Genomic DNA, 26227 nt, shown 5'->3' on the forward strand with positions numbered 1-26227 from the left:
GCAATTCTACAGATAATTGGTGGCGATGAAAGCCTACTCTCTCGACTTGCGTCAGAAAATTGTTGATGCTTATGCCTGCGGTAACATTTCCCAACGAAAACTGGCTAAAAACTTTGGTGTCACTTTAAGTTTTGTGCAAAATTTACTTAAACGCCATCGAGAATTGGGTACGATAGGCCCCAAGGTACGGACTGAGCAGACACCAACAAAGTTGAATGCCGAACAGATCGAAATCCTGCGCCAACTCGTCACAGCACAGCCGGATGCGACCTTAAGCGAATTGCGGGAACGACTTTACGAGAAAACAGAGGTCTTAATTGGGGTAGCCACGGTGAATCGGATGGTTCGCTTTCAACTTCACCTCAACCTCAAAAAAAAAGTCTCCACCCCACGAAAAAATACACTGATGAAGTCCAACTAGCCCGATTTGAGTACTGGAAACTCTTGAGGGGGATACCGGTGGAAAATCTGATTTTCTTAGATGAATCGGGGGTGAATCTGTCCTTCATCCGCAAATGTGCCCGCGCCTTACCAGGGCTACGAGCTTATGCTCAAAAGCCCAACCGTAAAGGGAAAAATGTCTCGGTAATTGGTGCCATTAGCTTAAAAGGACTGCTGACCCAGTGGAGTGGTTTAGGTTCTATCGATGCCTTGACCTTTGATGCCTTCATCTCTCAAAAGCTCGTACCTCAGCTTTGGACTGGTGCAGTCGTTCTAATGGATAACTGCTCGATCCATAAAAGTGATGAACTTGAAGCTTTGATCATCGCTGCTGGCGCGAGCCTCATTTATCTCCCCCCCTACTCTCCCGATTTTTCACCGATTGAGAATTGTTGGTCTAAGATTAAGAACATTCTCCGTCGTATCGGTGCAAGGACATACACTGATTTACTCCAGGCATTAGATACGGCATTCGCAGAAGTGACGATAGAGAATTTACTCGGTTGGTTTACTCACTGTTGCTACTGTACTTCAGAAGACTGATAACCGCTATATGCAGCACACTTACCTAAGAAATCATCACGCATAGCAAATATTATGCAGAGTTTATCTCCTGTTTGTTTGAGCGCCCCCAATAAACTAAAAATAAACTGCTGTCGATCGCTGTGGCTCTGACAAACGGTAAAAATCTCTTCAAACTGATCGACAATTAGTAAGATGCGCGGCGATCGCGATGCTTTAATTAATCGTGCTAGCCCCGTTTCTCCTTGTGCGATCGCCTCATCTGCTACTTTTAGCTGTTCTGCACGCTGCATATCTGTGGCTGACTCATCCAGAAATGCCGTTGCCAAACTCACCAAAGGTTGCTCTCCTGGGCTAAAAATCCGAATTTTCCATTCCTCTGTCCCTGGTAATCTGCGCTGTTGCTGTAACTGGTAAATCAACCCCGCCCGCAGTAAGGAAGATTTACCACTCCCCGATACGCCCAACACGGCCAAAAAATTTCCTTTACCCACTTGAACGTGCTGAATCAGCTTTTGGGTCAATACTTCCCGCCCATAAAAATAGGTAGCATCTTCAACATCAAAAAAGCGTAACCCTTTGTAAGGACAAACTCCATCTGGGATGTGAATGAGAACGTCTTCTCGTTCACCAGTGAGCATAATTTCCCGGTTGGGGTTATACCAAATTGGCTGCTGGGGAATATCCTTGAGGGTTTGGGCAATATACTCAATTAATTTGTCATTGTTGACTAAACCATCTGGCTGTTGTCTGGGATCAAGTCCTTGCCAAAGTGCTTTGGAAAATACCCCATGTTTCCTTTGAATATCTTCCTCAGCAGGTTCAAATTCTCTTGATGCAGCAATTAAAAACCGCGTCTGTTCTTGAAGCGATGTCCCCAAATCTGCTTCTACAAAATTGAATAGTTCTCCACTGTAGCAGCAGTCCAGCCAGACGATTTGCTGCTTGACGGGACTTTTTTGCAACAGTTCTCGCAACCATCGCAGGGAAACACCCCACTGATTCTTTCGGGGATCAACATCGCTGGTACACAAAAAACCTTCAGTTACCCCGCCGCGATTTTTGCGTAAACCATGACCGATAAAATATAACAGCGCTGTTTCTGGAATATTTTCGCCTACTGGGTTGAATAACTGGATGATCGCATCTTCCAAAGTCTCATGTTTGACCAAACCATCAGATGTGACTCGACGCTGTTGACCCTGAATCGTTTCTGGCAGTCGCCGCACGCGAAAATCACCATATTCTTCTAAACGTTGCGCGATCGCTTCGGCATCGTTAGCAGGGGTAAAAAGATGTTTCGCTTTGCTTGTTGGAGTATCTTTTAAGAAAGGATACTGATTAATTCCCACTACCAACGCATCTCGACTCATGAGGATGATTTAACACAGTTGAGTTAAGTAGGATCATAGATTGGATTGTAGCAATATCCCGTTCGCCTTTGGCGTCCCGTAGGGAAGGATATGAAACTAAACTAAGTTGGTTTTATGTCCGCGTGAGTGGCTGTTGGAAGCAGGCAAGCTGTATAAACTGATGCTTGTGGAGAAAATTTATAGCGCGGAGTTTGTTCCAGCTGTGTTGAGAAACTTGGTTGAGTATTTGCAAAAAACTCAGCAAAATCATTGGACAAATTGCATATTTCTTGTGTAACTTTTTTTAAACTTTCTTCTGTACCAATTCATTTAATTTTTGGTAAAGACTCTGTTACAAAACGCTTTTCTATGGCGCGATATTGAGATGATGATACATTTTCAATGGTATTATCTAGATGCCAAGCTGCAACTAATTTTTGATTGCGGAAACCATATCTGTGAAAATCTTCAGCACTAACGTGAATTAATTGTCCATTTTTGTATGTTAATACAGCAACATCCAGAGCGCCATTTTCATTGCCATCAGATGCTTCAACACTTTGGATATATAAAGATATTGGCTTACCCTTAACTTGGCAAAGATTATATATAAAACTACCTTTTTTCCTTTTTTGGAGAGGGCAATTTTTTGGCTCCACATCACCTTGGAAATGTTTCTCAGTTACGAAGGATTTATTGGTGGCAAAAGATGGCAAACCCGTAGACAGTAACAAAGATGAAATTGTCAACAACCTAAGTAAATTAGTCATATTTTAATATCTAAGTTCTATCTTAATTACAGAGATATTATAGCTAAAAATACTACTAATTTTATTCAGCAATAGTACTGATTAATTAATCTCTCTACTCCCATATATTCCCGGTTTTGCTTCTGTGTTTTTGGGTAATACCAATTCAAAAAATGTTTGCGACAGATAGGGAATTCAAAATAAAATCATAGCTAGTTAGGGAAACAGCAATCTGTATAGCAATTTTAGGGGGCAAAGAAAGCCCCCTAAAAATCTCTACACAGTTGCTACCTTGGGTTGAGGTCTAGTAAATAACTCAGCTAAATGATGTGGTTGGCGATCGCGCCAGTTCCCCTTATGATACGCATACCCCGCAATTAACGGGAATGCCACAGTCGCCTCAGAAAACACCATTTGTTCAGTAGCTTTATCTACCTTCCCCCAAGAATGAGCTTCTTTGAGAGTAGAACCAGATAGAGCACCATCTCGCTCATCGGCGACAGTGACTTGAATTGTATACTTGTGCATACTCGTATCAAATCCCAGCATTTCCGCAGCTACCACCGTATCCTGGGCGAAGTTTTTTGGTACACCACCACCAATCATTACCAATCCAGTGTAGTTGGAAGCTAGTTTGCACTGCGTCAACTCCCGAAAGTCTCGCACCGAGTCAATGGTTAAATGAGATTCTGGAGAATTCCATTGGTGATGCACTAAGCCAAAGCCAGCCGAACAGTCACTAAAAGCGGGGACAAAGATTGGTACAAGGTGTTGATAAGCGGCTTGCACTACAGATTGACCATAGTTACCCCGACGTTCTAAATAAACCGCCATCTGCTCAATAAATTCCCGTGAAGAATAGGGACGCTTCTCTAAATTCTCGGCGATTTCTGCGATCGTCATGTCACACACCCGCAGTTGATCTTCATCAATGTAGGTGTCATATATGCGGTCTATCCTTTGCTGTCTTAGCACCTCATCATCAGCAAAGGCGTCGCCAACATAATGACGATAACCCAACGCTTCAAAGAAATCTTGGTCAACAATGTTAGCGCCAGTAGATACAATCGCATCTACCATATTGTGAGTAATTAAATCGTGGACTATTCCCTTGAGTCCAGCACTAAACAAAGACCCAGCTAAACACAGAATAATCGTACATTCTTTATCTTGCAGCATTGCGTCATAAATTTTTGCTGCCCGCCCCAAATTTCGACCTTGGAAAGCTGTCTTACCCATAGCTTCCACTAAGCCAACAACATCAAAATCTTTAATGTCAATTGGTTGCACAGTTTGTTGCAAAAGTTCTTCACGATTCATGGTAGATTGTCCTTTTTATTGAAAATAAAAGTTATACGGTCTGCACAGCGACTACAAGGCAAGTCTTGCCAACGTACTAGGCGCTTCGCAGTGGTCGTACCAGGACAAACCAGGATCAGATTGCCGTCTTTTATTTAACTTGACGTGCAATTCCCAGATACTCATGAATTGGATGAAACGATTGTTCAATTTTGCTACTAACGACTTTTTAAACACTACAAGTAACCCATCATACTCAATTTACGCCAAACTAACAAGTGGTTGTCAAAACTAGCTCAATTTTCTCCAACGCCCAATCTATTTCATATTGGGAAATAACCAAGGGTGGAGCAAAACGAATGACATTATCTCTAGTTTCTTTGGCTAATAATCCCTCTTTGGCTAAGGCTTTACAAAAACGTCTAGCACCACCCGCTTCGGCGTGCAATTCCATGCCAATTAATAAGCCTTTACCACGCACTTCCTTAATATATGAACTTTCAATTGATTGTAATTTATCTAGAAAATATTCTCCCAGTTGTAAGGCTTTTTCTGGCAACTTTTCTTCTATAAGAACATCCAGTGCTGCAATTCCAATAGCAGCAGCTAAAGGATTTCCGCCAAAGGTACTACCATGATCTCCTGGTTGAAATACACCCATCACTTCCTCTGTCGAAATAAACGCAGAAATGGGATAAAATCCACCAGATAAAGCTTTACCTACAGTTATGCCATCTGGCTTAACATTCTCATATTGATGGGCAAACATTTTACCTGTTCTTCCCAAGCCAGTTTGAATTTCATCAAAAACCAATAAGACATTATGATGACGACAGATTTGTTCTGCTTGCTTTAAAAACCCATTGGGAGGAACAATAATACCTCCCTCCCCCTGAATTGGTTCTACCAAAAATGCCGCAGTGTTAGGAGTAATCGCTTTTTCTAAAGCCTCAGCATCACCAAAAGGGATAACTTTAAACCCAGTCGTCAAAGGCCCAAATCCATCTTGATATTGTTCTTCTGTAGAGAAGCTAATCAAACTAATAGTGCGTCCAGAAAAATTATTACTACAAACAATAATTTCTGCTTGATTTTCTGGTACACCTTTTACCTTATAAGCCCATTTACGAATGGCTTTAATAGCAGTTTCTACAGCTTCGGCTCCCGAATTCATGGGTAGCACTTTGGGTAAACCAGAAATTTGAGAAAGTTTCTCATAAAATCTTCCTAACTGGTCATTACGAAAAGCCCTGGAAGTTAGTGTAACTTTCTCGGCTTGCTCAATCATGGCTGCAAGAATTTTGGGATGACAATGACCTTGATTTAATGCTGAATAAGCTGAAAGAAAATCTAGGTATTTTTTACCTTCTATATCCCATATCCACACACCTTCTCCTTTGGTGATGACTACATCTAAAGGATGATAATTATCAGCCCCATATTGCTGTTCTAGTTCAATATAATCCTGGGTATTCATAGTATTGAGGTTGGGAATTCCCAGAGTTACGTTTGTTGCTTGCATATTTACTCCTGATAGCTTTGAGGGTTTGAAATCAAACTAGAAAACATCTGAAAGACTACTAGTGGAATAAGACATTTCACAGGTATGAGTATAAATTGAAAAATCTAGCTTTGTTCTTACTTTTATAGTTCCCAATTCCAGGGTGCTATTGACATGAAAGTAAAGACTTTACTGCTAAAATCAGTCAGTCATATCAAAGACAATCGCTATTGTGTAGTGCTGATTGATTTTCTCTAAATATGTAAAATAGCCAGTAATTATTGACCAGCTATTTGCTCATCTTTCAGACACGCAACTTGTGTAGGACATCTTTTGCCTACTTCATTAGTGAAGAAAACCAGTTGCCCACTCTGTCTAAATGTAAAATTTTACTAGCATAATAACCGATAGTTTAAAATATGACGTTTTCGACAGTAATTATGTCTTTGTATGGTTTTATGACAACAACTTGATACTTATATGAAATGTTTTATAGATAGTCAAAAAAGCTATTTTTTACTGCAATCTTATCTAAAGTATCATTAAATTCTTAGCCGATCAATGCTGGGGAGGGGGATAACAAAATTGCAGCTTTTGAGTAGGCGATGCTTACAGTAGGCGTAGTCTAGGCTTAATCTTGATATACATTATTCATTTTTGCCGCATAAATTCAGCACAAAAGTTGACTTAATACCTGCGTTTTTCCTAAATTTCCAGCACAATTTATAATTGGCAAAAATAAAATTATCTCAACCTCTCACCGATTATTACCAAATGAATTTACATATAGACAGTAACTATGGTAATGTGACACATAACTGTCGGTTCTGATGGGGAGCAGCCATCAGACGCAAGGGGGAAAGTTCGGTGTAAATCCGGCGCTGTCCCGCAGCTGTAAACCGATTTTAGATTTTAGATTTTAGATTTTGGATTGGGAAGCTACCCAATAATCCAAAATCGAAAATTCAAAATCCAAAATTGTATGAGCCAGAATGCCCGCCGACTCACTCTAGACACAAAACATTTATCTGCGAGGCACAGATGATACATTTTATTAAAGAATTTCATGGGTACAAATATTGTTTTAAGACAGTACCCTCTGCAAGTTTTACTAATTCGCTTCGCTGTTAGTAACGACACTTAATTTTTGGTTGTCCTATAGGAATTTGGGTATCCATAAGGAATACCACAAAGTCTTTTTTGCTATCAAAATAGTATCCACCATGATTTAGGTATGGCAATGCATTGTAACCCTAAATCTTAGAAATTCAACAGCACAAATAAATACCTGCATTTACTGAAAACGAGGAGTTTCATGTCCACTTCCCGTATAGTTACTTGTTGTGAATTTTTCTCAAAAATCTTCGTTTTTACCGCAATTTATGGGATGGTCGGTGGAGGAAATGTAGCGATCGCTAATCAAGTTCCACAAATATCTGAGTTTCCCAAGTATGAAGGTTCTGCAAGAGACTTACAACCAGTTGCACAAGTAACACCTGAAAATACTCCAGCATCCACAGAAGAACCAGATATTGAATTAACAGTCATCGACAAGCTATTGAATGAACCTGTATTTTCACCCTTTCGCCGCGAAGGGACAGTGAAAGATTCCACCCGTCCTGTTTACGTAATTACGGGTGAAGAAATGGAAGCGCAAGGTGCAAGAACTGTCAAAGAAGCACTGCGATTTCTTCCTGGTATCTTAGGTGATGGTACAGTTGGCACAGAAGTTAACGCTTTAAGTGGTCAATTTATTCGTGGTTCTAATACCGGTCAAGTATTAATATTGCTTGATGGTAGACCGATTAATAATCTTGGTGGCGGGGGTTTTGACCTCTCAGAATTCACTACCAATAATATCGAAAGAGTTGAAGTGTTACCAGGAGGAGGTTCAACTCTTTATGGTTCTGATGCAATAGGAGGGGTAATTAATATTGTCACTCGTCGTCCCACAGAGAAAGTTACAACAGAAGCCAAGGTGAATATTGGTACTTATGGACTAAACCAACAAAATATTCAAAATAGTGGGAAAGCAGGTGCAATTTATTGGGTTGTAGGTTACAACCGTACCCAAGCAGAAAATAATTATCCTTTTACAATTCCTGAAGCCAATTTTACGGGAACGAGAACAAATAATGATGCTCTGTTTAACAACTTTAATGTCAAACTAGAGGCAGATTTAGGAACACGTAATACCTTAAGTCTCTCAAGCCTATACTTAAGCAAAGAACAGGGAGTACCAGGAGGAGTAGCAATTCCTGAACCCCAATTTGGGCAAGGTTTTTTCAATTCTCTCACCGACAATAATCGTAAATACACAGACCAAGTTCTCACTGATTTAACCTGGAATTCCAAATTAGGGAATGGAAATGATTCACTTTTAACAGCCAGAGTTTATACTGATTTTCTCAATACTCGTTTTGATAATCGTAGTGGCGCACTTTCATCTCAAAATCGGTTTGATTCTAACCAAGTTTCTTACGGTATTCAAACCACACATAGTTGGAATCTGACCAAAAATCAGATTTTGGTTTACGGCTTTGATTACCGGAATGTAAATGTGCGTAATACCACTTTTAATTATGGCAGTAATGTCAATAGAGAAAATTACGATGACAGTATTAGTCAAGGAGGCATTTTCGCCAAATATGAAAATAATTTTACTTCTAGCTTGAGTATCAATTTAGGAGTACACCAAGATTTCAGTAGCTTGGTAAATGGTTCATTTACATCACCATCTGTAGGTACAAAATTAGCAATCTCTGACTCCACAACACTCAGAGCTAACTATATCAGAAACTTCCGAGCGCCAACCATTGCTAATTTATTTAACAATAATCCTACTAATATTGGAAACCCTGAACTTAAACCCGAAAAGGGTGATAGTTTTGATATTGGCATTGACCAAAAGTTAGGTAATATAGGCTTATTACGTTTGACGTTCTTTAGTAACACAGTATCCGATACAATTGCTTTTAAGCGATTGACACCACCCGTGAATGGCAATACAGGTACTTTTGAAAATATCGGACTAGTTAGAACTACAGGAATTGAAGCCTCTCTGAATTTGCAGCTAGCGAAGAATATCTATGCTTTTTCTAATTATACAGCTAATGATCCGCGAATTTTAGAAAGTTCTAATCCGGCGGAAGTTGATAAGGAGTTGCGTTTTGCAGGTGCGGATAAACTAAATTTGGGTGTTTCTTATGAAAATCCTCAAGGTTGGTATTTAGGATTGCTCATGAATTCTTTGAATGGGTATCCAACGAATAACGATAATACAGAGTTTTTGTCTGGTTATACTACTTTAGATTTCAAAATGCGCGTCCCTTTAAATGATAGTTTGATACTGACAAGTAGTGTAGATAATATCTTTAACCAGCGTTATCAGTTGTTTCCGGGTTTTCCTGATGGGGGGAGGGTTTTTCAGGTTGGGTTGAGTTCTAGGTTTTAAGGTTAAGAGTTTTTTCACGCAAAGGAGAGTAGAATATGAGTGAATTTAATTGTTTGGTTACACGTAAGGATTCAGGTCTAAACGAGAGGAATTAAAGAAGGGGTCTGCACAGAAGAGTTAACCATCGCTTTGATAGCTTGGTCAAAAAAGTCAATAACAGAGCGTCCTTGACGGCGACAAGTTTGTATAACAGTCAATAAATTAGCAGTATCTTGGAATCGCTTCAGAGAACGAGAACCACCACTGACTTTTCGTTTTGTGACTGCTAAACGTAATGTTCGTTCAGCTAAATTATTATCAGGCGGGATGTCCGGGTGGTCTAAAAAATACCACCATTGATGAGCTTTATTACGTAAGGAGCGTAAAAGTTTACCTGCTTCTCCTCCAGCTTTATCAATCCATGAATGAATGGAAGATTCAACTTTTAGTTTGAACTCGGATGCCCAACTCCAGAACTCATCAATGTTTTTAGTTTGTTGGAAGAGAGCATAGTTTTTAAAACCTTCATCTATCAGGCTGACAAATGCTGACCCAATCTCTTTGTTATTCAAGCCAGGAATCTTGATTAGTTTCTTGAAGTGACGGCGTAAATGTGCTTGACATTTCTGTTGAGCAATGACCTTATAACCATTGTAGGCACTAAAGTCATCAGAACTGAGTACACCCTCATAGCTTGAGCCTAGAATAGATTCTAATTCAGCACGAGAACGAGTATCAGCCGCATGAAATAAAGCGAAGTCGGTATTGGCAAAAATCCATAACCATTCTTTTACACCTTTGACTAACCAAGGTGTTTCATCCACATGGATATTTGGCTGGGTAAGTTTAATCCATTCTTTGAGACTATCAATACTTTGAGCTACTGCACCATCTATTCGTTCATTCGTGGCTACTAATGTTCCCACGCCAATTTCTATTTGTCCTAGTTCCCACAACAATTCTTGTTGTTTTTCGTATGGTAAATGCCCGTAATTATTTATCCATCCCAAGAAAGCTTGCAGTCTGATTCCTATATCTTGTCCCGGTACTATTTCTGGCGACCAGTCTGCTGTTTGTGTTGACCCACACTCGCTACAAATACAGGTATGTCTTTGATATTCTACGATTTCGATGGGTCTTTCTACCAACTGTGCTACTTGCTGGGTTTCTATTTTTATTGGTTTGTTACTGAATTCCTTTTGACCACAACAAAAACACACTTGCGGTCTTAATATCTCAAACCTATCTACTCTCCCAAAACCCTTTCTCGTTTTTCCCGGATGTCCTGGCTGTCCTCCTGGTTTCCGTTTTGGCCTTTCACTCTCCTCTGGTTCATCTTCAAGTTTTTTCTCGGTTTTTTTGAGGATGTCTGCCGACGGTGGTTTTGATGATATTGTGCTGTCTAAGTCTCTACTAACTTTGAGTTTCTCTATTACAGATTCTAGTTCTATTACTCTGGATTTTAGCTGTTCTATAGCTTTTGCCTGCTCCATAAGCATCTCTACCAGTTGCTCTTTCTCCAACTGTTTTAGGGTTTCAATGTCTAGTTTTAGTGGCAGGTCTTTTTCCATAATTGCTATATTCTGCTTCCCCTACCACACTTGTCAATACCCCAGCACCTGAATCCTTACGGTTACACCAGTAAATCAAGTTGTGACTGAGGCGTTGCCTACAGGTGGAACAATTGAGTATGAATATTTTGATTGTGGAAGTGATGTTTTGTCATCGTTACTTTACACTTTATTTGAGCAAAATTGGCAACAGGTAGGGGTGGGACATATTGTCCAAGGTAGTGTTTTGGAATTAGAATTTAATGCTGCGCCAAAACTTTGTATTCTCTACGATGGATATTTGACGGTAGCTACTGAAGGTTGGCATTTACATTTGTGTATTGATACTAATTTTGGTGGGCCTCTTTGTAGAACCCCTGTAGAAGTCAGGAAGCAGCGTCAAGTTAGTCGTGCAGCTTTTTATCGTCGGTTTAATACAGAAGGGAATCCCAGAAGTTGGGGAATTCAATTTTGGAATGGTGCAGATGAACAATTGATGACGATTTTATTACCGAATCCTTTCGTTGATGGTGAAAATTTATTACCAGAAGGTAAACCTGATTTATCACAGTTAGCTTTGTATCAGGAATTAAGAGATATTTATGTATTGGGTATTCAACCAATCCCGTTTACCAAAAATCCTCTGAAGCATTCTTATATTTCAGTTTGTACTTCTACTCGTTGTCTTCCTTCACGCAAATGGCAACCCACATTTGATGCTTTAAAATCAGCAGTTGAAAATGCCAGTTTAGACATAGAAGTGAGAACATCTGGCTGTTTGGAAGTTTGCCAACAAGGGCCAGTAGTATTTTATTCTGATGATAGAACTTGGTACACTCGCGTTAACTCAAGCGTAGCTGAAACTATTGTCAATGAACATTTGCTAAAAGGTAACAAAGTTATTGAACATTGCTATCTACCAGATTCCGTATAACTTCTATTTTTAAAATCTCACGCGAAGACATAAAACAGATTTTATTTAGTTCATCTTATTTTCTATTCCTCTCTAACTCTCTGCGCCTTTGCGTGAGCAAAATTATCTTTCCTAAAACCCCATGAAATTGGTAAAACTTACTCACTCAAAACCCATTATTTTTTTATGCCAATTCTTCTTAATTGCCACTTTAATTATTGCTTGCCATATTACACCAATTAACACCTCTACAAATACCAATAATAACGGCTGTATTCAAAAATATGACCCCAATACTGATTACTTCCCTAATAAAATCAAGATTATTCATGCCACAGGCTTGGCAGTGGAGTATCATAAACACTACAAAATCGTCACTATAAAAAATCCTTGGCAAAATGTTAACACAAAATTTGAATATGTTTTAGTCCAATGTGGAACTCCCACGCCAAAAGGATTTAATCAAGCGCAGGTAATTACAGTTCCTATTAACTCCATAGTTTCTCTATCTACTACTCATTTACCCCACCTAGCGAAATTAGGTGTAGTTGATAAACTGATTGGTATTAGTAATACTAAACAAGTCAATACTCCTGATGTAGTCGAGAAAATCAAAGCCAAAAAGATAGCACAAGTAGGGAATAATTCTAATGTGAATATAGAAAAATTATTAGAATTAAATCCTGACTTGGTGACAACTTTTGGTACTGGAAATTCCCAAACTGATAGTTATGCCAAACTCACAGAGGCGGGTTTGAAAGTGGGGATAAATTCTGAATATATGGAAGACACACCACTGGGAAGAAGCGAATGGTTAAAATTTACGGCTCTGTTTTTTAATAAAGATGAGCAAGCAGAAAAAATATTTAGTGAAATTGCCAATAAATATGAACAAGTAGCTCAAAAAGCTAAAGCTGTAAAAAATCGTCCAACTATATTTGTTGGGTTCAATTTTAAAGGTACTTGGTATATGCCTGGGGGTAAAAGTTACGTAGCCAAATATCTGGCTGATGCAGGAGCAAATTATCTCTGGAGTGATGATAAATCCTCTGGTAGTTTACCTTTATCTTTTGAAGTTGTTTTAGAACGTGCAGCCAATGCTGATTACTGGTTGAATTTTAGTCAATCTTGGAAGAATTTAAAGGATTTAGTCGCTGAAGATAATCGCTATGCTGATTTTAAGGCTGTGAAAACAGGCAATCTTTACAATAATAATGCCCGTGTGAATGAAAGTGGAGGTAATGATTACTGGGAAAGCGGAATTAGTAACCCAGATATGGTTTTATCTGACTTGATTCAAATACTACATCCAGAGATATTACCTAACCATAAACTATTTTATTACCACAAAATTAATTAATAATGTTAAACGAAAAACATAAATTTAAAATTCCTCTACTAACCCAAAAAAATCCGGTTTTCAAAACCATTATTTTTCTAATTATACTTGTAAGTTTAATCTTGGCTTTTTTATTAAACTTGGCTTTGGGTTCAGTTGATATTCCTCTGGATGAAATAGTCAAAATTTTGCTAGGACTTGAACCAGAAAAAGTAACATGGACTCATATTATTCTCAAATTTCGCCTACCTAAAGCTTTAACTGCAACTTTAGCGGGTGCGGCTTTAGGTGTGAGTGGCTTACAAATGCAAACCCTATTTAAAAATCCCTTAGCGGGGCCTTTTGTATTGGGAATTAGTTCTGGTGCAAGTTTAGGTGTAGCGTTAGTTGTGTTGACAGCAAGTGCTACGACACCAACATTATTAGCAGATTTGGGAATAATTAGCGATTTTGGTTTAGTGATAGCAGCAAGTCTTGGCGCAGCATCAGTTTTAGGAATGATGTTAGTTGTTTCTCGCCGAGTGCAAGATACGATGACGTTACTAATTTTAGGTTTATTGTTTGGCTATGCTACTAGTGCAATTGTTAGTATTTTGTTGCAGTTTAGCTCAAAAGAACGCATTCAAAGTTATATCATGTGGACTTTTGGGAGTTTTGCTGGGGTGACTTGGAAACAGTTAGTTGTTTTAATTCCAGTGATACTTTTGAGTTTATTGGGAGCAGTTTTGCAATCAAAATCCTTGAATGCACTTTTACTTGGTGAATCTTATGCACGTAGTTTAGGTTTAACGGTGCAGAAAACCAGATTTTCTATTATTACCAGTGCATCTATATTAGCTGGAGCAATTACCGCTTTTTGTGGCCCTATAGCATTTTTAGGTGTAGCAATTCCTCATCTTTGTCGTAGTCTTTTTAATACTTCCGACCATCGGATATTAATTCCTAGTGTAACAATGATGGGTGCAATCTTAGCATTGTTTGCAGATTTGTTTTCTCAACTTGCGGTAAATCAGATGGTTTTACCTTTAAATGCTGTTACTGCTTTGATTGGAACTCCTGTTGTTAGTTGGGTAATTCTGCGGCGTAATTCCCAAAAGTCTTTTTAAGATTTTTGAAACGCAGAGGTACGCGGAGGTACGCGCGGAGTAACGCAGAGTCTTTTTAAGGTGAAGTTTCTCATGAGTAACTCGATTTTAACAACTCATAACTTGACTATTGGTTATAAAACATCCCGAAAAACTGTTCGGTGTGTTGCATCGGATATTTCTGTATCTCTGCAAGCTGGGGAACTGGTTTGCTTACTTGGCCCCAATGGTGCAGGTAAATCTACATTACTGCGATCGCTCGCCGGAATGCAACCCCCTATTGAGGGGGAAGTGCGACTCTTGGAGGAAAATATTTACAAGTTAGCACCACAAGAATTAGCCAAACGGCTGAGTTTGGTACTCACTGAGAAAGTTGATGTCGGAATGCTTTCAGCCTACACCTTGGTGAGTATGGGGCGATATCCTTACACTGATTGGTGGGGAAATTTGACATCTGAAGATGAAACAATAGTACATTGGGCAATAAAATCTGTAGGAGCAGTACACTTAGCACAGCGCCAAGTTAGCGAATTAAGTGATGGTGAACGCCAAAAAATTATGATTGCGCGGGCTTTGGCTCAGTCGCCTATTGTAATGTTACTTGATGAGCCAACAGCATTTTTAGATTTACCGCGACGGGTGGAAATTATGCAGTTGTTGCGTCAGTTAGCGCGGGAAACTAATCAGGCTATTCTCCTTTCTACCCACGATTTAGATTTAGCTTTGCGTCTTGCTGATAAAGTTTGGCTATTATCAACTAATGGGATTTTACACGTTGGCGCACCGGAAGATTTGGTGTTGAGTGGTGCATTTGCTGATACTTTCGAGAGTGAAGGTGTAGAATTTGATGTTGCTTCTGGGGAATTTAATCTCCATACATCCCACAAAGGAGAAATTAGTTTGATAGGTGAGGGTATCGCGTCTGTATGGACTATTCGTGCTTTCAAACGTGCAGGCTTCCAAGTTAATCAAAATAAAAAGGCCTTATCAGTAGAAGTGATAACACAATCCAAACAAATTTTGTGGAAAATCACAAACAGCCAAACTGTACATACTTATCATTCATTGTACGAACTGATTAAGTTTTTGAATTATTTATAATTGAAGCTTAATTTTCATAAATCTCTAATGGCAAATTATCTGGGTCTTTAAAGAAAGTAAATTTTTTACTTGTATTTTCATCAACTCTGATATTTTCTACTTCTACTCCTTTTGATTTTAAATAAAAAACAGTTTCTTCAACATCATCAACTTGAAAAGCAAGATGTCTTAAACCACAAGCTTCTGGTTTACTAGGTCGTTCTGGAGGATTTGGGAAAGAGAATAGCTCTATTTGAGCATTTTCTCCAACTCGTAAATCTAATTTATACGAATTTCTCTCGGTGCGAAAAGTCTCTTCAATGATCGAAAAGCCTAAAGTTTCGACATAAAACTTTTTGGAGCGATTATAGTCAGAACAAATAATAGCTACATGATGAATGCCAGTGGTTTTCATGTGTAATTCTCAAGCTACTGGCGTGGCAATTAAAATAGTGCATTACATTTTAGCCTTGACACGCTACTACTAATCATTTACCTTTAGCACTTTTAGCAGAGTTTTGCTAGTCTTAGCAAGAAAAGGGCTTTAGCAAAGTGCTAATCTTTTTTGTATCGTCCTACTTGGACGATCGCCCCTTTATCTCCAATTTGTAAAGCAGTTTTAGCAGCCGTTTGTAGCATCGTGGCTGCACCAGTGCGATCCGCCTCGGCTAACTGGGTTTGGCGATACTTGGCTTTACTTGAGGTCAGGAATTACCTGAATCAGTCCAGTCTGGAAGGCTTTGTCGTAAGTGATGACAAGTAAATTTTCGAGTTCAGCCTGAGCCATGATCATGCGATCAAAGGGATCTCGGTGGGCGATCGGTAGGCTTCCTGCTCTGAGCGCATGGGCTGTGGTGATGACAAGTTCGATAAATTTAGCCTGATGCAATATCTGTGAATATTGTTCAACAAGTTGTTTGGCTTCGGGTAGTTTACCCATCCGTTATTTGGTGGCAATTTCCCAAGCAGAAGCACTGCTGACAATAATCCGATGATCTGGGTTGCGAATGATGTCTCGGCAGTCAGTGTGGAGTTTTAGGTCGTCAAAGAGCCACCACAGCAGGATATGGGTGTCGATGAGGTAGCTCATTCCCATTGCTGAAGTTCATCTTCTGGCAATGGTTCAAAGAAAGCATCGCCGAGTTGTCCTTTTAATAAACCAGGGGTGCGGGGTTGTGTACGTTCTTGACTTAAACCTAGCCGAAAGTAGTGAATTAGGTCATAAATTTCTGCTAGTTTGTCTTCAGGGATGTCTTGCAATTCTTGGACAATCTTCTGGATCAACATAAGTCAAACTCTTCACTGGTTGTTAATCAATAAGTTAGGAATATGCGACTACTTTGTTGCTCAATTGAGGAATAAAATATTTTTTCTCGCTTGCGCTTTGGCGGGAAACTTTCATCGCGTTAATCAGCAACGCTGAATTACTATTCCTGTAAAACAGTCTTTGATACAATCCTAGTTTTCTTCAAGTCTGCTTCCGAAAGTTCTTCCCCAGCTTGCAGGCGAGTGGCGGAAGTTTGCAACACTGTCGCTGCACCTTTATCTCCGATTTGTAAAGCGGTTTTGGCTGCTGTTTGCAACATCGTTGCTGCACCAGTGCGATCGCCTTGTTGCAATTTCGCTTCGGCTAACTGGGTTTGACGATACTTTGCTAATGCCAAAATAGACTGTTGTACCTGCGGATTAGAAGTCGGTTGATACGCCCGCACTACATCTGCATACACCGGCATCAAGGGCGAAAGTAAGCCTTGTTCGTTTACTAATGGGTCATCATAACGAATTTGCAGATGCCCGATCACTTGTTTCCCTTCTGGCAATTGTCCCAGATAAATGTTCGCCAAAACTACTCGTTCTACATCCTGCATCAAATCTCCCAAACGTACAGCAAAGCTACCATCAGCTTCGGGTTCCACTGGTAACTCGATTGTGTCTGGGGCAACTTGGGCAATGGGTTTCAATTCTGCTAATCGGACATTTGGCACTAAAGATAACAGCAAGTAGGCGTTAGTTAGTCCAATCGATTGAATCCGTCCAAACAGTCGGCTAAATTGATTCACAGCCTGTTCAGGACGTTCAATATGAGCTAGAGTCCCACCACCGACATCAGCAATTTTTTCTAGCAAATCCTGATTCCAGCTATTGCCAAATCCGAAAGTATTAATAGTTAGGTTCAGCTTGGCAGCCTTTTGCGCCAGTTTCAGACAGCGCTTATTGTCATCTCGCCCAATGTCCCATTTCCAAATTCGCAAACCGCTTTCACCATGCCCATCTGTCAGCAGAAATGCTTGGGAAACAGCGCCTCTTGTCCCCTTCATCAATTCTGTAATGCCTAATTCCAAACCCTCAGCGATCGCAGTGCCGCCGCTAGCAGTCAGTTTGCTTTTGATTTGAGATTTGATGCTTTCGGGGTCTTGAATCGCTTGGTTAGGGATAATGACTTCCGCAGAACCGGAAAAAGCCACAACTGAAATGCGATCGCCTACTTTCAACCGATCAATTAATCCTTCCACTGCTTGGATCACCGTTTTTATCGGTTGTCCATGCATAGAACCACTTCTATCCAGAATCAAGCAGAGGTTAAGGGGCAGATTTTGATCGGACTCACCAGCGATCGCAAAAATCGTCATTGCTAGTTGACGTTGGCTACTTGTTTGAGCCACATCAACATTATTGTCATTTAACGCCGAGAGCAATTTAACTTTCATCTAAACCTGAGTTTACTGGGGAGGGGTATCTTGCAAAACTGTTTTCGAGACAATTCTGGTTTTCTTGCGATCGCTTTCAGATAAATCTCCGCCAGCTTGTAGCTGGGTGGCAGAAGTTTGCAACACCGTCGCCGCCCCAGTATCTCCCATTTGCAGCGCAGTTTTCGCAGCCGTTTGTAACATCGTCGCCGCACCAGAGCGATCGCCTTGTTGCAATTTCGTCTCGGCTAGCTGGGTTTGGCGGTACTTAGCTAATGCCAAAATAGACTGTTGCACCTGGGGATTAAGGTCTGCTTGGTAATTTTTCACGACATGGGCATAAACTGGGATATTTGCTGTCAATAAACCTACCTTGTTGGCGGCTGGATCATCGTAGCGGACTTGCACATTAGCGATCGCTTGTTCACCTGCTGGCAATTGTCCCAAATAAATATTAGCTAAAATTACCCGTTCTGCATCTTTCATTAAATCTCCCAACCGCACAGCAAAACGTCCATCAGCTTCTTGTTGCAGTGGTAACTCAATTGTGTCTGGGGAAACTTGGGCGATGGGTTTGAGTTCCGCTAGCCGGACATGGGGCATTAGGGAGAATAGCAGATAAGCATTAGTCAATCCCACCGTTTGAATCCGGCTAAACAGGCGATTAAACTCTTCCACTGCCTGTTCGGGTTTTTGAATATAAGATAAAGTACCTAAACCAGCATCAGCAATTTTTTCTAAAACATCTTGGTTCCAATTGTCACCAAATCCCAAAGTGTTTAAAGTCAAATTATAACTAGCAGCCAATTGGGCAAATTTCAAACAGCGGTTGTTATCACCGTGTTCATTTTCCCCATCGGTTAAGAGGAAAGCTTGAGAAACAGTATCTTTTTTGCCCTTTGCCAACTCCTCAATCCCCAAACGCAATCCTTCATCAATCGCAGTTCCACCATCGGCATTGAGGCGATTAATTTGCTGTTTGATTTTCTCTGGATCTTCGACACTTTGACTAGGTACTAAGACTTTGGCACGGTGATCGAAAACTACAACACTGAGGCGATCGCCAGGATTGAGTCTATCTACCAGACGATTCGCTGCTTTTTTGACCGTTTCTAGCGATCGCCCGTTCATCGAACCACTATGATCGAGAATTAAGCATAAATTTAGGGGTACATGGCGGTCTTGAGTCTCTGCGATCGCCGAAATCGAAATTCCCAACTGACGTTGACTATTCAGTTGATTCGCGTCCAAATTACCATCATTCAAGGCAGGCTGCAAATTAACCTTCATAACTCAGAGTCCCTATTCAGGATATACATATTAATAAATAACTTCAAAGCACTACTTTAGCTCTACGGAAAACCTATCCAACATAAATACACTAATATAATCAGAATATCTTAGAAGCCAAGCATTGGCAGATGCGAAGCCGCCTTCAGCATTAGGGAGAAATCCGCACCTTGAGGGAGGCGTGCATCGCGCTAGGATGTATTACAGTTAACGGCATAGTTTCAGGCGATCAGTTGCTATGGACATTTCCCCAATTAAGGCTGTTCAAGCCCCATATTACGGCGATAACTTTTACCGGACACCACCGCCAGATTTACCTTCCCTCTTATTGAAGGAGCGAATTGTCTATATTGGGATGCCACTGGTGCCTGCTGTCACGGAATTAATCGTGGCCGAATTGCTATTTTTGCAATCCGACGACCCCGAAAAACCGATTAAAATCTATATCAACTCCACCGGCACTTCCGGTTACAGTGGCGAACCTATTGGCTTTGAAACCGAAGCCTTTGCCATCTTTGACACCATGAAATATATCAAGCCTCCTATCCACACCATCTGCGTCGGTTCCGCGATGGGTATGGCAGCGATGCTTCTCAGTGCTGGTACAAAAGGCTGCCGCGCCAGTTTGCCTCACTCCTCGATTATCCTGCATCAGCCCAAGAGCTACGCCCAAGGTCAAGCAACGGATATTCAAATTCGCGCTAGGGAAGTTTTGGTAAATAAAGGAGCCTTAGTTGATATCTTGCATCGCACTACTGGACAGCCTCCAGAAAAAATTACTAAAGATATGGATCGGCTGTTATACCTAACACCTTACGAAGCGAAGGAATACGGACTGATTGACCGAGTTTTTGAGAAAGAAGAACTCGCCAATCCCCCACTTCCTGCCAGTGTCCTTTAGTGAGTGCTGAGTGCTGAGTGCTGAGTAGAGACGCGATTAATCCCGTCTGTACAGGAGTTATGAGTTATTCCTAACTCTCCTACCGCCCCCAAATTATTAAGAACGGAGTAAATTATGCCTATAGGCGTTCCTAAAGTTCCTTACCGGATGCCCGGTGGACAATATACAGATTGGATTAGTATCTACGATCGCCTTTACCGAGAACGGATTATATTCTTGGGGCGAGATATTGATGATGAAATTGCCAATCAAATTATCGCCGTAATGCTGTATCTGGACTCAGATGATCCAGGTAAAGATATTTATATATACATCAATTCTCCCGGTGGAATGGTTACATCTGGCATGGCTATTTTTGACACCATGCAACATATCAAATCAGATGTAGTGACTATTTGCGTCGGTTTAGCTGCTTCAATGGGGTCTTTTTTGCTAGCAGCTGGCACAAAAGGCAAACGGTTAGCATTGCCTCACTCACGGATTATGATTCACCAGCCATCTGGTGGCACCCGTGGACAAGCAACCGATATCGAAATTGAAGCTAAAGAGATTCTGCGGATTCGTCACCAGCTTAATGGCATTTATGCTGATAAAACCGGTCAGACCATAGAAAAAATTGAAAAAGATATGGATCGTGACTTTTTCATGTCTGCTCAAGAGGCTAAGGAATACGGTTTAATTGACCGTGTAATTGAAGACCGAACCTCGGTAATAACTGGGGAATAGGAAGGCAGAGGAGCAGAGGGGCAGAGGAGCAGGGGAAGCAACAAGAGAGGGGAAAAGGTTAAAGGGTAAAGGGTAAAGGGTAAAGGATGAAGAAATAAACCCTTTCCCCCTTACCCATTCCCCTTTACCCTTCTTACCCATGCCCCATTCCCAATGCCCCATGCCCAATGCCCTTCTTTAAACAAACTGTCAACATTGAACTTTAAAATAGCAAATTAGCCCTTATTATTAATAGTTCAGGCTTAAAGCTCATAGCTGTTAGCCCTTATCTCGATATTCGATAGCTCATAGCTCAAGATGGATCTTGGAGATTGCTACCGTTTACTAGGTTTAAGATCGGGAGCTTCTTTTGCTGACATCAAAGCGTCTTATCGGCGACTGGCGCAGCAATATCACCCCGATATCAACCCAGATGACAACAAAGCCAAAGATAAGTTTATTGCCTTGACAGAGGCTTACAAACTCCTGCTGACGGTAGTACTGCCAGAGGAAACTGTTGCCCATTCAAGTCATGTGTCAACCGCGCGTAATGACACCAAGGCAACGCAGCGGCAGAAAACACCAGTAACAACGGTGACAAGCCAAGAATCAGGGAAACCAAAGCCGCCGAATCTGTTGGAAATAGAAGAACGGCTAAAGTGGAAGACTTATGAGCAGTTGCAGCGGTTTTTGCAAGAAAGACGATTTCCGCAAGCGATCGCACTGGCGGAAGCTTTAGCAGATCGGTTGTCAACAGATGCAGAAGTTCGGCAATGGCTAGCGATCGTCTATCAAATTTGGGGACGGGCGCTAATTTCCGAAAAACAACTGCTCAAAGCCAGAATTTATCTCAAAAAAGCTTTGAAGACAGACCCTCATAATAAAACTCTCTGGTATGAAGTCCAGCGCGATTTCCAACGCTTAGAACAAATTTTTTAAGTTTACAAAATTTATCGAGGATGTTGGAGGCAGATAGCGCAGCGTTAGCGAGTCCGCGAGCGTCGGGCAGGAGGCAGGAGTAAGACTGCCCGACGCTCTCTAGGAGACGCTGCACGTAGCTTGCTTTTCTGTAAGAGTACGCGGACTGTGAACTCGCTAATGCTGCGCTATCTGCCTCCTGCCTCCTGCCTCCTGCCTCTTGCCTCCTGCCTCCTGCTTCTTGCCTCCTGCCTCCTGCCTCCTGCCTCCTGCCTCCTGCCTCCTGAAGAATTACCGCCATCCGCGCAACACTGCTCCCAAAACAGCAATTCCCTCAACAATCTTCTCCGTTGTTTGAAAACTAAAAGCTAACCTGATGGCATCATCTCCCTGTCCATTGGCATAGCAACGCGTACCTGACAGAAAGCTGATGCCATGTTCGTTGGCAGTGTTTAGGAGTGCTGTGGCGCTGATGTCTGGTGGCAATTTACACCAAACGAAAAAGCCCCCATCTGGTCGCAAAGCAACTACATCACTGGGAAACTCGTGAGCGATCGCTTCTAACAACAAATTGCACTTATGCTTGTAGCAAGCGATTAACTCCTGAATGTGATAATCTAGTTTGCCTGTAGCACAGTAGCGGGCGACCACATGGCTGACAAATGGCCCCACTGGCCCCTCACTTTTGAACATTGCCAGCCGCTCAATAATTGCTGGATCGCCACAAGCCCAACCCAGTCGGATACCAGGCGCAATAATTTTTGAAAAGGTATTCACGTATAAAACCCACCCCTCCTTGTCAATGGTTGCCAAAGGAGACACAGCTTCCCCTTGGAAGCGCAAATCGCTGTAAGCATCATCTTCTACCACCAACACGCCATACTCTGCCGCCAGTGCTACCAGCTTTTGGCGGCGAAATAACGGCATAGTAGTGCCTGTAGGATTATGAAAGGTGGGGATAGTATAAATAAACCGGGGTCGAATGCCCTGTTTCTTCAAATCGCTCAAAGTTTCTTCTAAGACGTCCACATCCATCCCCAACTCATCCACAGGAATGGTAATTACGCGTGCGCCAGCATGGACAAATCTACTAACCACTCCCAAGAAGGTTGGTCCTTCCACAATTACTACGTCACCAGGTTCGACAAATACATCTGGTAGCAAACCCAAAATCTGACCAGAACCATAGCCAATGATCAGGCGATCGCGATCGGCAGCGATTCCTTTAGCCTGCAAGCGGAGGATAATTTGTTCATACAATTGGGCTGAAGGTGGCCCGTAATTGAGAGCGATCGGAGCCTCTTCTGCCAGTACAGCAGCACTTGCAGCAGCCAAATCAGCGTGGGGAAAGAGAATTGGATCAGCTAAACCGTAGGCAAAGCTAACAGTAATAATTTTGCTTAACTCAGTGCCGTAAGTTGGTGGTGCAAGGTTTCTAGCTCGTTCGGCGAATAAATCAGTAATATGGTAAGTAGAGGTGGTGGGAGCCATAGAGGGCAACTTGTCTTCTAGGTTTATGAATATATCAGCATTGCCCGCAAGAAATACTGATAGTCAGCTTTATTCTAAATCTGAACAATGCTACCGTGTTTTCTAAGTAAAGTTGGCTGTGGCTAATAGCTCATCAATATCTCAACGAGCAAAAATTTCAGACTATTTTTGAATCGAGCATTTATAACCTTCTAGTATTTTCAACATTTTGAATTATTAAAAAGCTAAAAAACTAATTGCTTTGTGGCTACTTCACCTGCTTTAACTATAATCTTTTCACAATCTCCCGTTAAATGAGGGTTAACTCATGAAGATTAGAATTATTACCAAGTGGAAAGAGAACAACGCTTAGGTGGATGGCAAGCTTCGAGTTTGAATTAAACGTCAGTAATCTCATTGATTGAACGTATCACTGCAATCAACTTGCTTAATTCACCGCATCTCAGTACAGTACAATCAAAACCAGTTTCAAGGTCATAAAAATGACGACTCAAAAAAGAATTGCTGTGGTAACAGGCAGCAATCGAGGGCTAGGATATGCTATTTCCCGTCAATTATCCAAAATTGGCAACCGCGTAATTCTGACGAGTCGTAATGAAACAGATGGTCTTGCTGCTAAAGGGCAGCTTACCAATGAAGGGCTTGATGTTGACTATCACACGCTGGATGTCAGCAATGATGGAAGTGTGCAACAGTTTACAGATTGGCTGCGTGAAACTTACGGCAAGGTAGATATTCTGGTCAATAATGCAGGCGTAAATCCCACAACTAAGCCGGAGGAGTCCAGTTTACTAACTGTGCAACTGGAAACGATGCGATCGACCTTTGAAACCAATGTTCTAGCGGTACTCAGAATTTCTCAAGCATTAATTCCGTTGATGAAGGTGCAAAATTACGGTCGCATTGTCAATATCTCAACGGAAATGGCATCTCTAACATCAGTTCCCACTGACTATTATCCTTTAGCGCCATCCTATCGACTCTCGAAGGTGGGAGTAAATGGACTAACCGTGCTTCTCGCCAAGGAACTCCAAGGTACTAATATTCTCGTAAATGCCTATTCTCCAGGTTGGATGAAAACAGATATGGGGGGAGATAATGCCCCGTTCACGGCAGAAGAAGGGGCCGAAACTGCTGTCTATTTGGCAACACTTCCCGATGGAGGAGCGCAAGGACTGTTTTTTGCAGAGATGCGAAAGTTTGGTGGCCCCATTCAATTACAATGGTAGGTTAATATGGGAAATTCCGCAGATTTACCGTCTATTTACGCAGATAAGCCGATTGAATTAGCACCTGCTAAAATTATTACCTCGTTTCCTGTTAATACTTTTTTGGAAAATCTAGCAATACCTGCGGCGGGCTACGCCTACGCCTCAGATGGCACAATTTTTGTAAGCAATCATGAGGTTGGCGAGGTTGTTCGCATTACCCCAGATGGCAATCAGCAAATTCATGCCACCGTTGAAGGCAAAGTAAGTGGTCTTGCTTTTACTACCAACGGTGATCTGGTGGCAACAGGATGGAATGCTGATTCTATACCCGTGGTTTCTCTAGTTAAAAATGATGGCACGGTGGAAACCTTGCTGACACTGCCAGACGCAATGTTTCTCAATGGCATCACGCCACTTTCCGACACTCAATATTTGACAGCTGATTCCTATCGTGGTGCAATCTGGCTAATTGATGTTGCTCAACCCAGTGGATCAATTTGGCTAGAACATCCAATGCTTGCTCGGAGCAATTCGGAGAGCGTGTTTCCGGCTGCAAATGGCTTGAAGCGTTTTGGTGATTTCCTCTACGTTTCAAATACAGAAAAAATGTTGTTGTTGCGGATTCCTGTTGATAGCACTAATAAACCAGGTGAGCCGGAAATTTTTGTTGAGCAAACTAATATTGATGACTTTGCCTTTGATGTGGAAGGCAACCTTTATGGAGCAACGCACATTTACAACAGTGTGATACGAATTGCAAGCGATCGCAGTACTACTATTATTGCTCAAGCCGAGTCAGGTGTAATTGGTAGCACAGCAGTGGCTTTTGGTCAAAGTGAGGGCGAACGCACTGCAATTTATGTTGTAACTAATGGTGGAATGTTTTTACCTCCACCTACTGGTGTCGTTCCTGCTAATGTTGTTCGGCTTGAAGTTGGAAAAACTGGATATCCTTTAGCTTGAGAATGATGTAATTTTAGATTTTAAATTTTGGATTTTGGATTAAAGCTTCTAAATCCAAAATTTAAATTTGTTTGCTTTCCAACGAATTTGTACTTGTTCTGCGAAAAGCAAGCTACGTGAAATAAATCCAAAATCCCCAAGCCTTGAATTTATTCATAGGATCAATCTAAAATTTAAAATCCAAAATCCAAAATTGATAAAGATGGAACAGGACGAGCAATTTGTAACCGTGGTCATTACACAAGTTGTAAAGCCAGGATGCGAAAGCGCCTATGAGGCTTGGTTGAAAGATATTACCAAAGTTGCCAGAACCTATATAGGTCATTTGGGAACAAACGTGATTCGTCCCCAACTTGGTGTGCGAAATGAATATGTGATCATCTTCCGGTTTGACGGTTATGAGAATTTAAAGGTGTGGATGACATCGCGCGATCGCGAATATTGGCTCAATCAAGGTAAACATCTGGTAGAATCCGATCCTGATGTTCAACAAATCTGTGGATTAGAAGCTTGGTTTTCTCTTCCCGGTCAACCACTGAAAACTCCACCGCGCTATAAAACAGCATTGCTAACTTGGGCAGCTGTATTTGTGTTGATTAATTTGTTAAATACATTTATAACGCCCCTGCTTCGCGGCTTACCTCCCTTAATTATTTCGTTGATCATTACCATTACTATGGTTTTGCTATTAACCTATGTTGTCATGCCTAGAGTTAGCCGTTTGTTTAGTTCTTGGCTATATCCTAAATTACGAAAAGTTTAGCACCTGATCACCTCTGCAAAATGCCAAAATTTTA

The 26227-nt window shown here is 41.2% G+C and carries 23 protein-coding genes, 1 pseudogene and 1 riboswitch; of the genes and pseudogenes, 13 read left to right on the forward strand and 11 right to left on the reverse strand.

Annotated features, from left to right (window positions below; genetic code table 11):
* Positions 1-25: 25 nt before the first annotated feature.
* A complete protein-coding gene (locus RRG12_RS10295; RefSeq protein WP_420758873.1) occupies positions 26-421 on the forward strand; it encodes a helix-turn-helix domain-containing protein in 396 nt (131 codons plus the stop codon).
* Positions 422-444: 23 nt separating this feature from the next.
* Positions 445-984 (forward strand): IS630 family transposase, encoded by a 540-nt coding sequence (locus RRG12_RS10300; protein ID WP_420758872.1) that lies wholly within the window; start codon positions 445-447, stop codon positions 982-984.
* Here RRG12_RS10300 and RRG12_RS10305 read toward each other — a convergent pair.
* The 4 genes from RRG12_RS10305 to rocD form a co-directional block, all read right to left on the reverse strand.
* Positions 963-2336 carry a caspase family protein gene (locus RRG12_RS10305; protein ID WP_420759198.1) on the reverse strand — a complete coding sequence of 458 codons (1374 nt, stop codon included), beginning with the start codon at positions 2334-2336 and terminating at the stop codon, positions 963-965. The two genes, RRG12_RS10300 and RRG12_RS10305, sit on opposite strands and share 22 nt — an antisense overlap.
* A 305-nt stretch (positions 2337-2641) precedes the next feature.
* Positions 2642-3085, reverse strand: coding sequence for a hypothetical protein (locus RRG12_RS10310; protein WP_420759199.1), 444 nt, complete (start codon positions 3083-3085; stop codon positions 2642-2644).
* A 255-nt stretch (positions 3086-3340) separates the two neighbouring features.
* The gene (locus RRG12_RS10315; RefSeq protein WP_420759200.1) at positions 3341-4384 is read right to left on the reverse strand and encodes a 1,9-bis(guanidino)-5-aza-nonane synthase; all 1044 of its coding nucleotides are present in this window, start codon (positions 4382-4384) and stop codon (positions 3341-3343) included.
* A gap of 250 nt (positions 4385-4634) precedes the next feature.
* On the reverse strand, positions 4635-5885 hold the full coding sequence (gene rocD / locus RRG12_RS10320) for an ornithine--oxo-acid transaminase (protein WP_420759201.1): 1251 nt from the start codon (positions 5883-5885) through the stop codon (positions 4635-4637).
* A 784-nt stretch (positions 5886-6669) separates the two neighbouring features.
* Positions 6670-6883, forward strand: a riboswitch (cobalamin riboswitch).
* Between the two features lie 368 nt (positions 6884-7251).
* Here rocD and RRG12_RS10325 point away from each other — a divergent pair.
* Positions 7252-9318 (forward strand): TonB-dependent receptor plug domain-containing protein, encoded by a 2067-nt coding sequence (locus tag RRG12_RS10325; protein WP_420759225.1) that lies wholly within the window; start codon positions 7252-7254, stop codon positions 9316-9318.
* Positions 9319-9395: 77 nt separating this feature from the next.
* On the opposite strand, the gene tnpC is transcribed toward RRG12_RS10325, so the two are convergent.
* Complete coding sequence (gene tnpC / locus RRG12_RS10330) at positions 9396-10868, reverse strand: IS66 family transposase (protein ID WP_420758317.1); 1473 nt, start codon at positions 10866-10868, stop codon at positions 9396-9398.
* Between the two features lie 82 nt (positions 10869-10950).
* Here tnpC and RRG12_RS10335 point away from each other — a divergent pair, with 82 nt between their 5' ends.
* The 4 genes from RRG12_RS10335 to RRG12_RS10350 all read left to right on the forward strand — a co-directional run bounded on the left by RRG12_RS10335 (position 10951) and on the right by RRG12_RS10350 (position 15285).
* Positions 10951-11781: a (2Fe-2S) ferredoxin domain-containing protein gene (locus tag RRG12_RS10335; RefSeq protein WP_420759202.1), complete on the forward strand. Its 831-nt coding sequence runs from the start codon at positions 10951-10953 to the stop codon at positions 11779-11781.
* Between the two features lie 121 nt (positions 11782-11902).
* Positions 11903-13120, forward strand: a complete 1218-nt coding sequence (locus tag RRG12_RS10340; protein WP_420759203.1) for an ABC transporter substrate-binding protein — start codon at positions 11903-11905, stop codon at positions 13118-13120.
* A gap of 2 nt (positions 13121-13122) precedes the next feature.
* On the forward strand, positions 13123-14205 hold the full coding sequence (locus RRG12_RS10345) for an iron chelate uptake ABC transporter family permease subunit (protein WP_420759204.1): 1083 nt from the start codon (positions 13123-13125) through the stop codon (positions 14203-14205).
* Between the two features lie 72 nt (positions 14206-14277).
* Complete coding sequence (locus tag RRG12_RS10350; RefSeq protein ID WP_420759205.1) at positions 14278-15285, forward strand: ABC transporter ATP-binding protein; 1008 nt, start codon at positions 14278-14280, stop codon at positions 15283-15285.
* A gap of 7 nt (positions 15286-15292) precedes the next feature.
* Here the strand turns inward: RRG12_RS10350 and RRG12_RS10355 are convergent, their stop codons facing one another.
* From RRG12_RS10355 to RRG12_RS10375, 5 genes and pseudogenes are all read right to left on the reverse strand, one after another.
* On the reverse strand, positions 15293-15679 hold the full coding sequence (locus tag RRG12_RS10355; protein WP_420759206.1) for a VOC family protein: 387 nt from the start codon (positions 15677-15679) through the stop codon (positions 15293-15295).
* A gap of 279 nt (positions 15680-15958) precedes the next feature.
* Positions 15959-16360, reverse strand: a pseudogene (locus RRG12_RS10360) (type II toxin-antitoxin system VapC family toxin).
* A complete protein-coding gene (locus RRG12_RS10365) occupies positions 16351-16551 on the reverse strand; it encodes a hypothetical protein (RefSeq protein ID WP_069072488.1) in 201 nt (66 codons plus the stop codon). Before RRG12_RS10365 ends, RRG12_RS10360 begins: the two are co-directional and overlap by 10 nt.
* A gap of 140 nt (positions 16552-16691) precedes the next feature.
* Positions 16692-17972 carry a vWA domain-containing protein gene (locus tag RRG12_RS10370; RefSeq protein WP_069072489.1) on the reverse strand — a complete coding sequence of 427 codons (1281 nt, stop codon included), beginning with the start codon at positions 17970-17972 and terminating at the stop codon, positions 16692-16694.
* A 12-nt stretch (positions 17973-17984) separates the two neighbouring features.
* On the reverse strand, positions 17985-19241 hold the full coding sequence (locus tag RRG12_RS10375; protein ID WP_420759207.1) for a vWA domain-containing protein: 1257 nt from the start codon (positions 19239-19241) through the stop codon (positions 17985-17987).
* Between the two features lie 238 nt (positions 19242-19479).
* Between RRG12_RS10375 and RRG12_RS10380 the strand changes: the two genes are divergently transcribed.
* From RRG12_RS10380 to RRG12_RS10390, 3 genes are all read left to right on the forward strand, one after another.
* Positions 19480-20142: an ATP-dependent Clp protease proteolytic subunit gene (locus RRG12_RS10380; RefSeq protein ID WP_069072491.1), complete on the forward strand. Its 663-nt coding sequence runs from the start codon at positions 19480-19482 to the stop codon at positions 20140-20142.
* Positions 20143-20256: 114 nt separating this feature from the next.
* Complete coding sequence (locus RRG12_RS10385; RefSeq protein ID WP_069072492.1) at positions 20257-20868, forward strand: ATP-dependent Clp protease proteolytic subunit; 612 nt, start codon at positions 20257-20259, stop codon at positions 20866-20868.
* A gap of 297 nt (positions 20869-21165) precedes the next feature.
* On the forward strand, positions 21166-21786 hold the full coding sequence (locus RRG12_RS10390) for a J domain-containing protein (RefSeq protein ID WP_069072493.1): 621 nt from the start codon (positions 21166-21168) through the stop codon (positions 21784-21786).
* Positions 21787-22056: 270 nt separating this feature from the next.
* Here RRG12_RS10390 and RRG12_RS10395 read toward each other — a convergent pair whose 3' ends face one another.
* Complete coding sequence (locus RRG12_RS10395; RefSeq protein ID WP_420759208.1) at positions 22057-23256, reverse strand: PLP-dependent aminotransferase family protein; 1200 nt, start codon at positions 23254-23256, stop codon at positions 22057-22059.
* Positions 23257-23738: 482 nt separating this feature from the next.
* Here RRG12_RS10395 and RRG12_RS10400 point away from each other — a divergent pair, with 482 nt between their 5' ends.
* From RRG12_RS10400 to RRG12_RS10410, 3 genes are all read left to right on the forward strand, one after another.
* Positions 23739-24485: an SDR family oxidoreductase gene (locus RRG12_RS10400; protein ID WP_069072229.1), complete on the forward strand. Its 747-nt coding sequence runs from the start codon at positions 23739-23741 to the stop codon at positions 24483-24485.
* A 6-nt stretch (positions 24486-24491) separates the two neighbouring features.
* Positions 24492-25430: an SMP-30/gluconolactonase/LRE family protein gene (locus RRG12_RS10405; RefSeq protein ID WP_420759209.1), complete on the forward strand. Its 939-nt coding sequence runs from the start codon at positions 24492-24494 to the stop codon at positions 25428-25430.
* 202 nt (positions 25431-25632) lie between these two features.
* Positions 25633-26193, forward strand: coding sequence for an antibiotic biosynthesis monooxygenase (locus RRG12_RS10410; protein ID WP_420759210.1), 561 nt, complete (start codon positions 25633-25635; stop codon positions 26191-26193).
* The last annotated feature ends 34 nt before the right edge of the window (positions 26194-26227 follow it).

This window comes from Nostoc sp. CALU 546 (assembly GCF_048836525.1).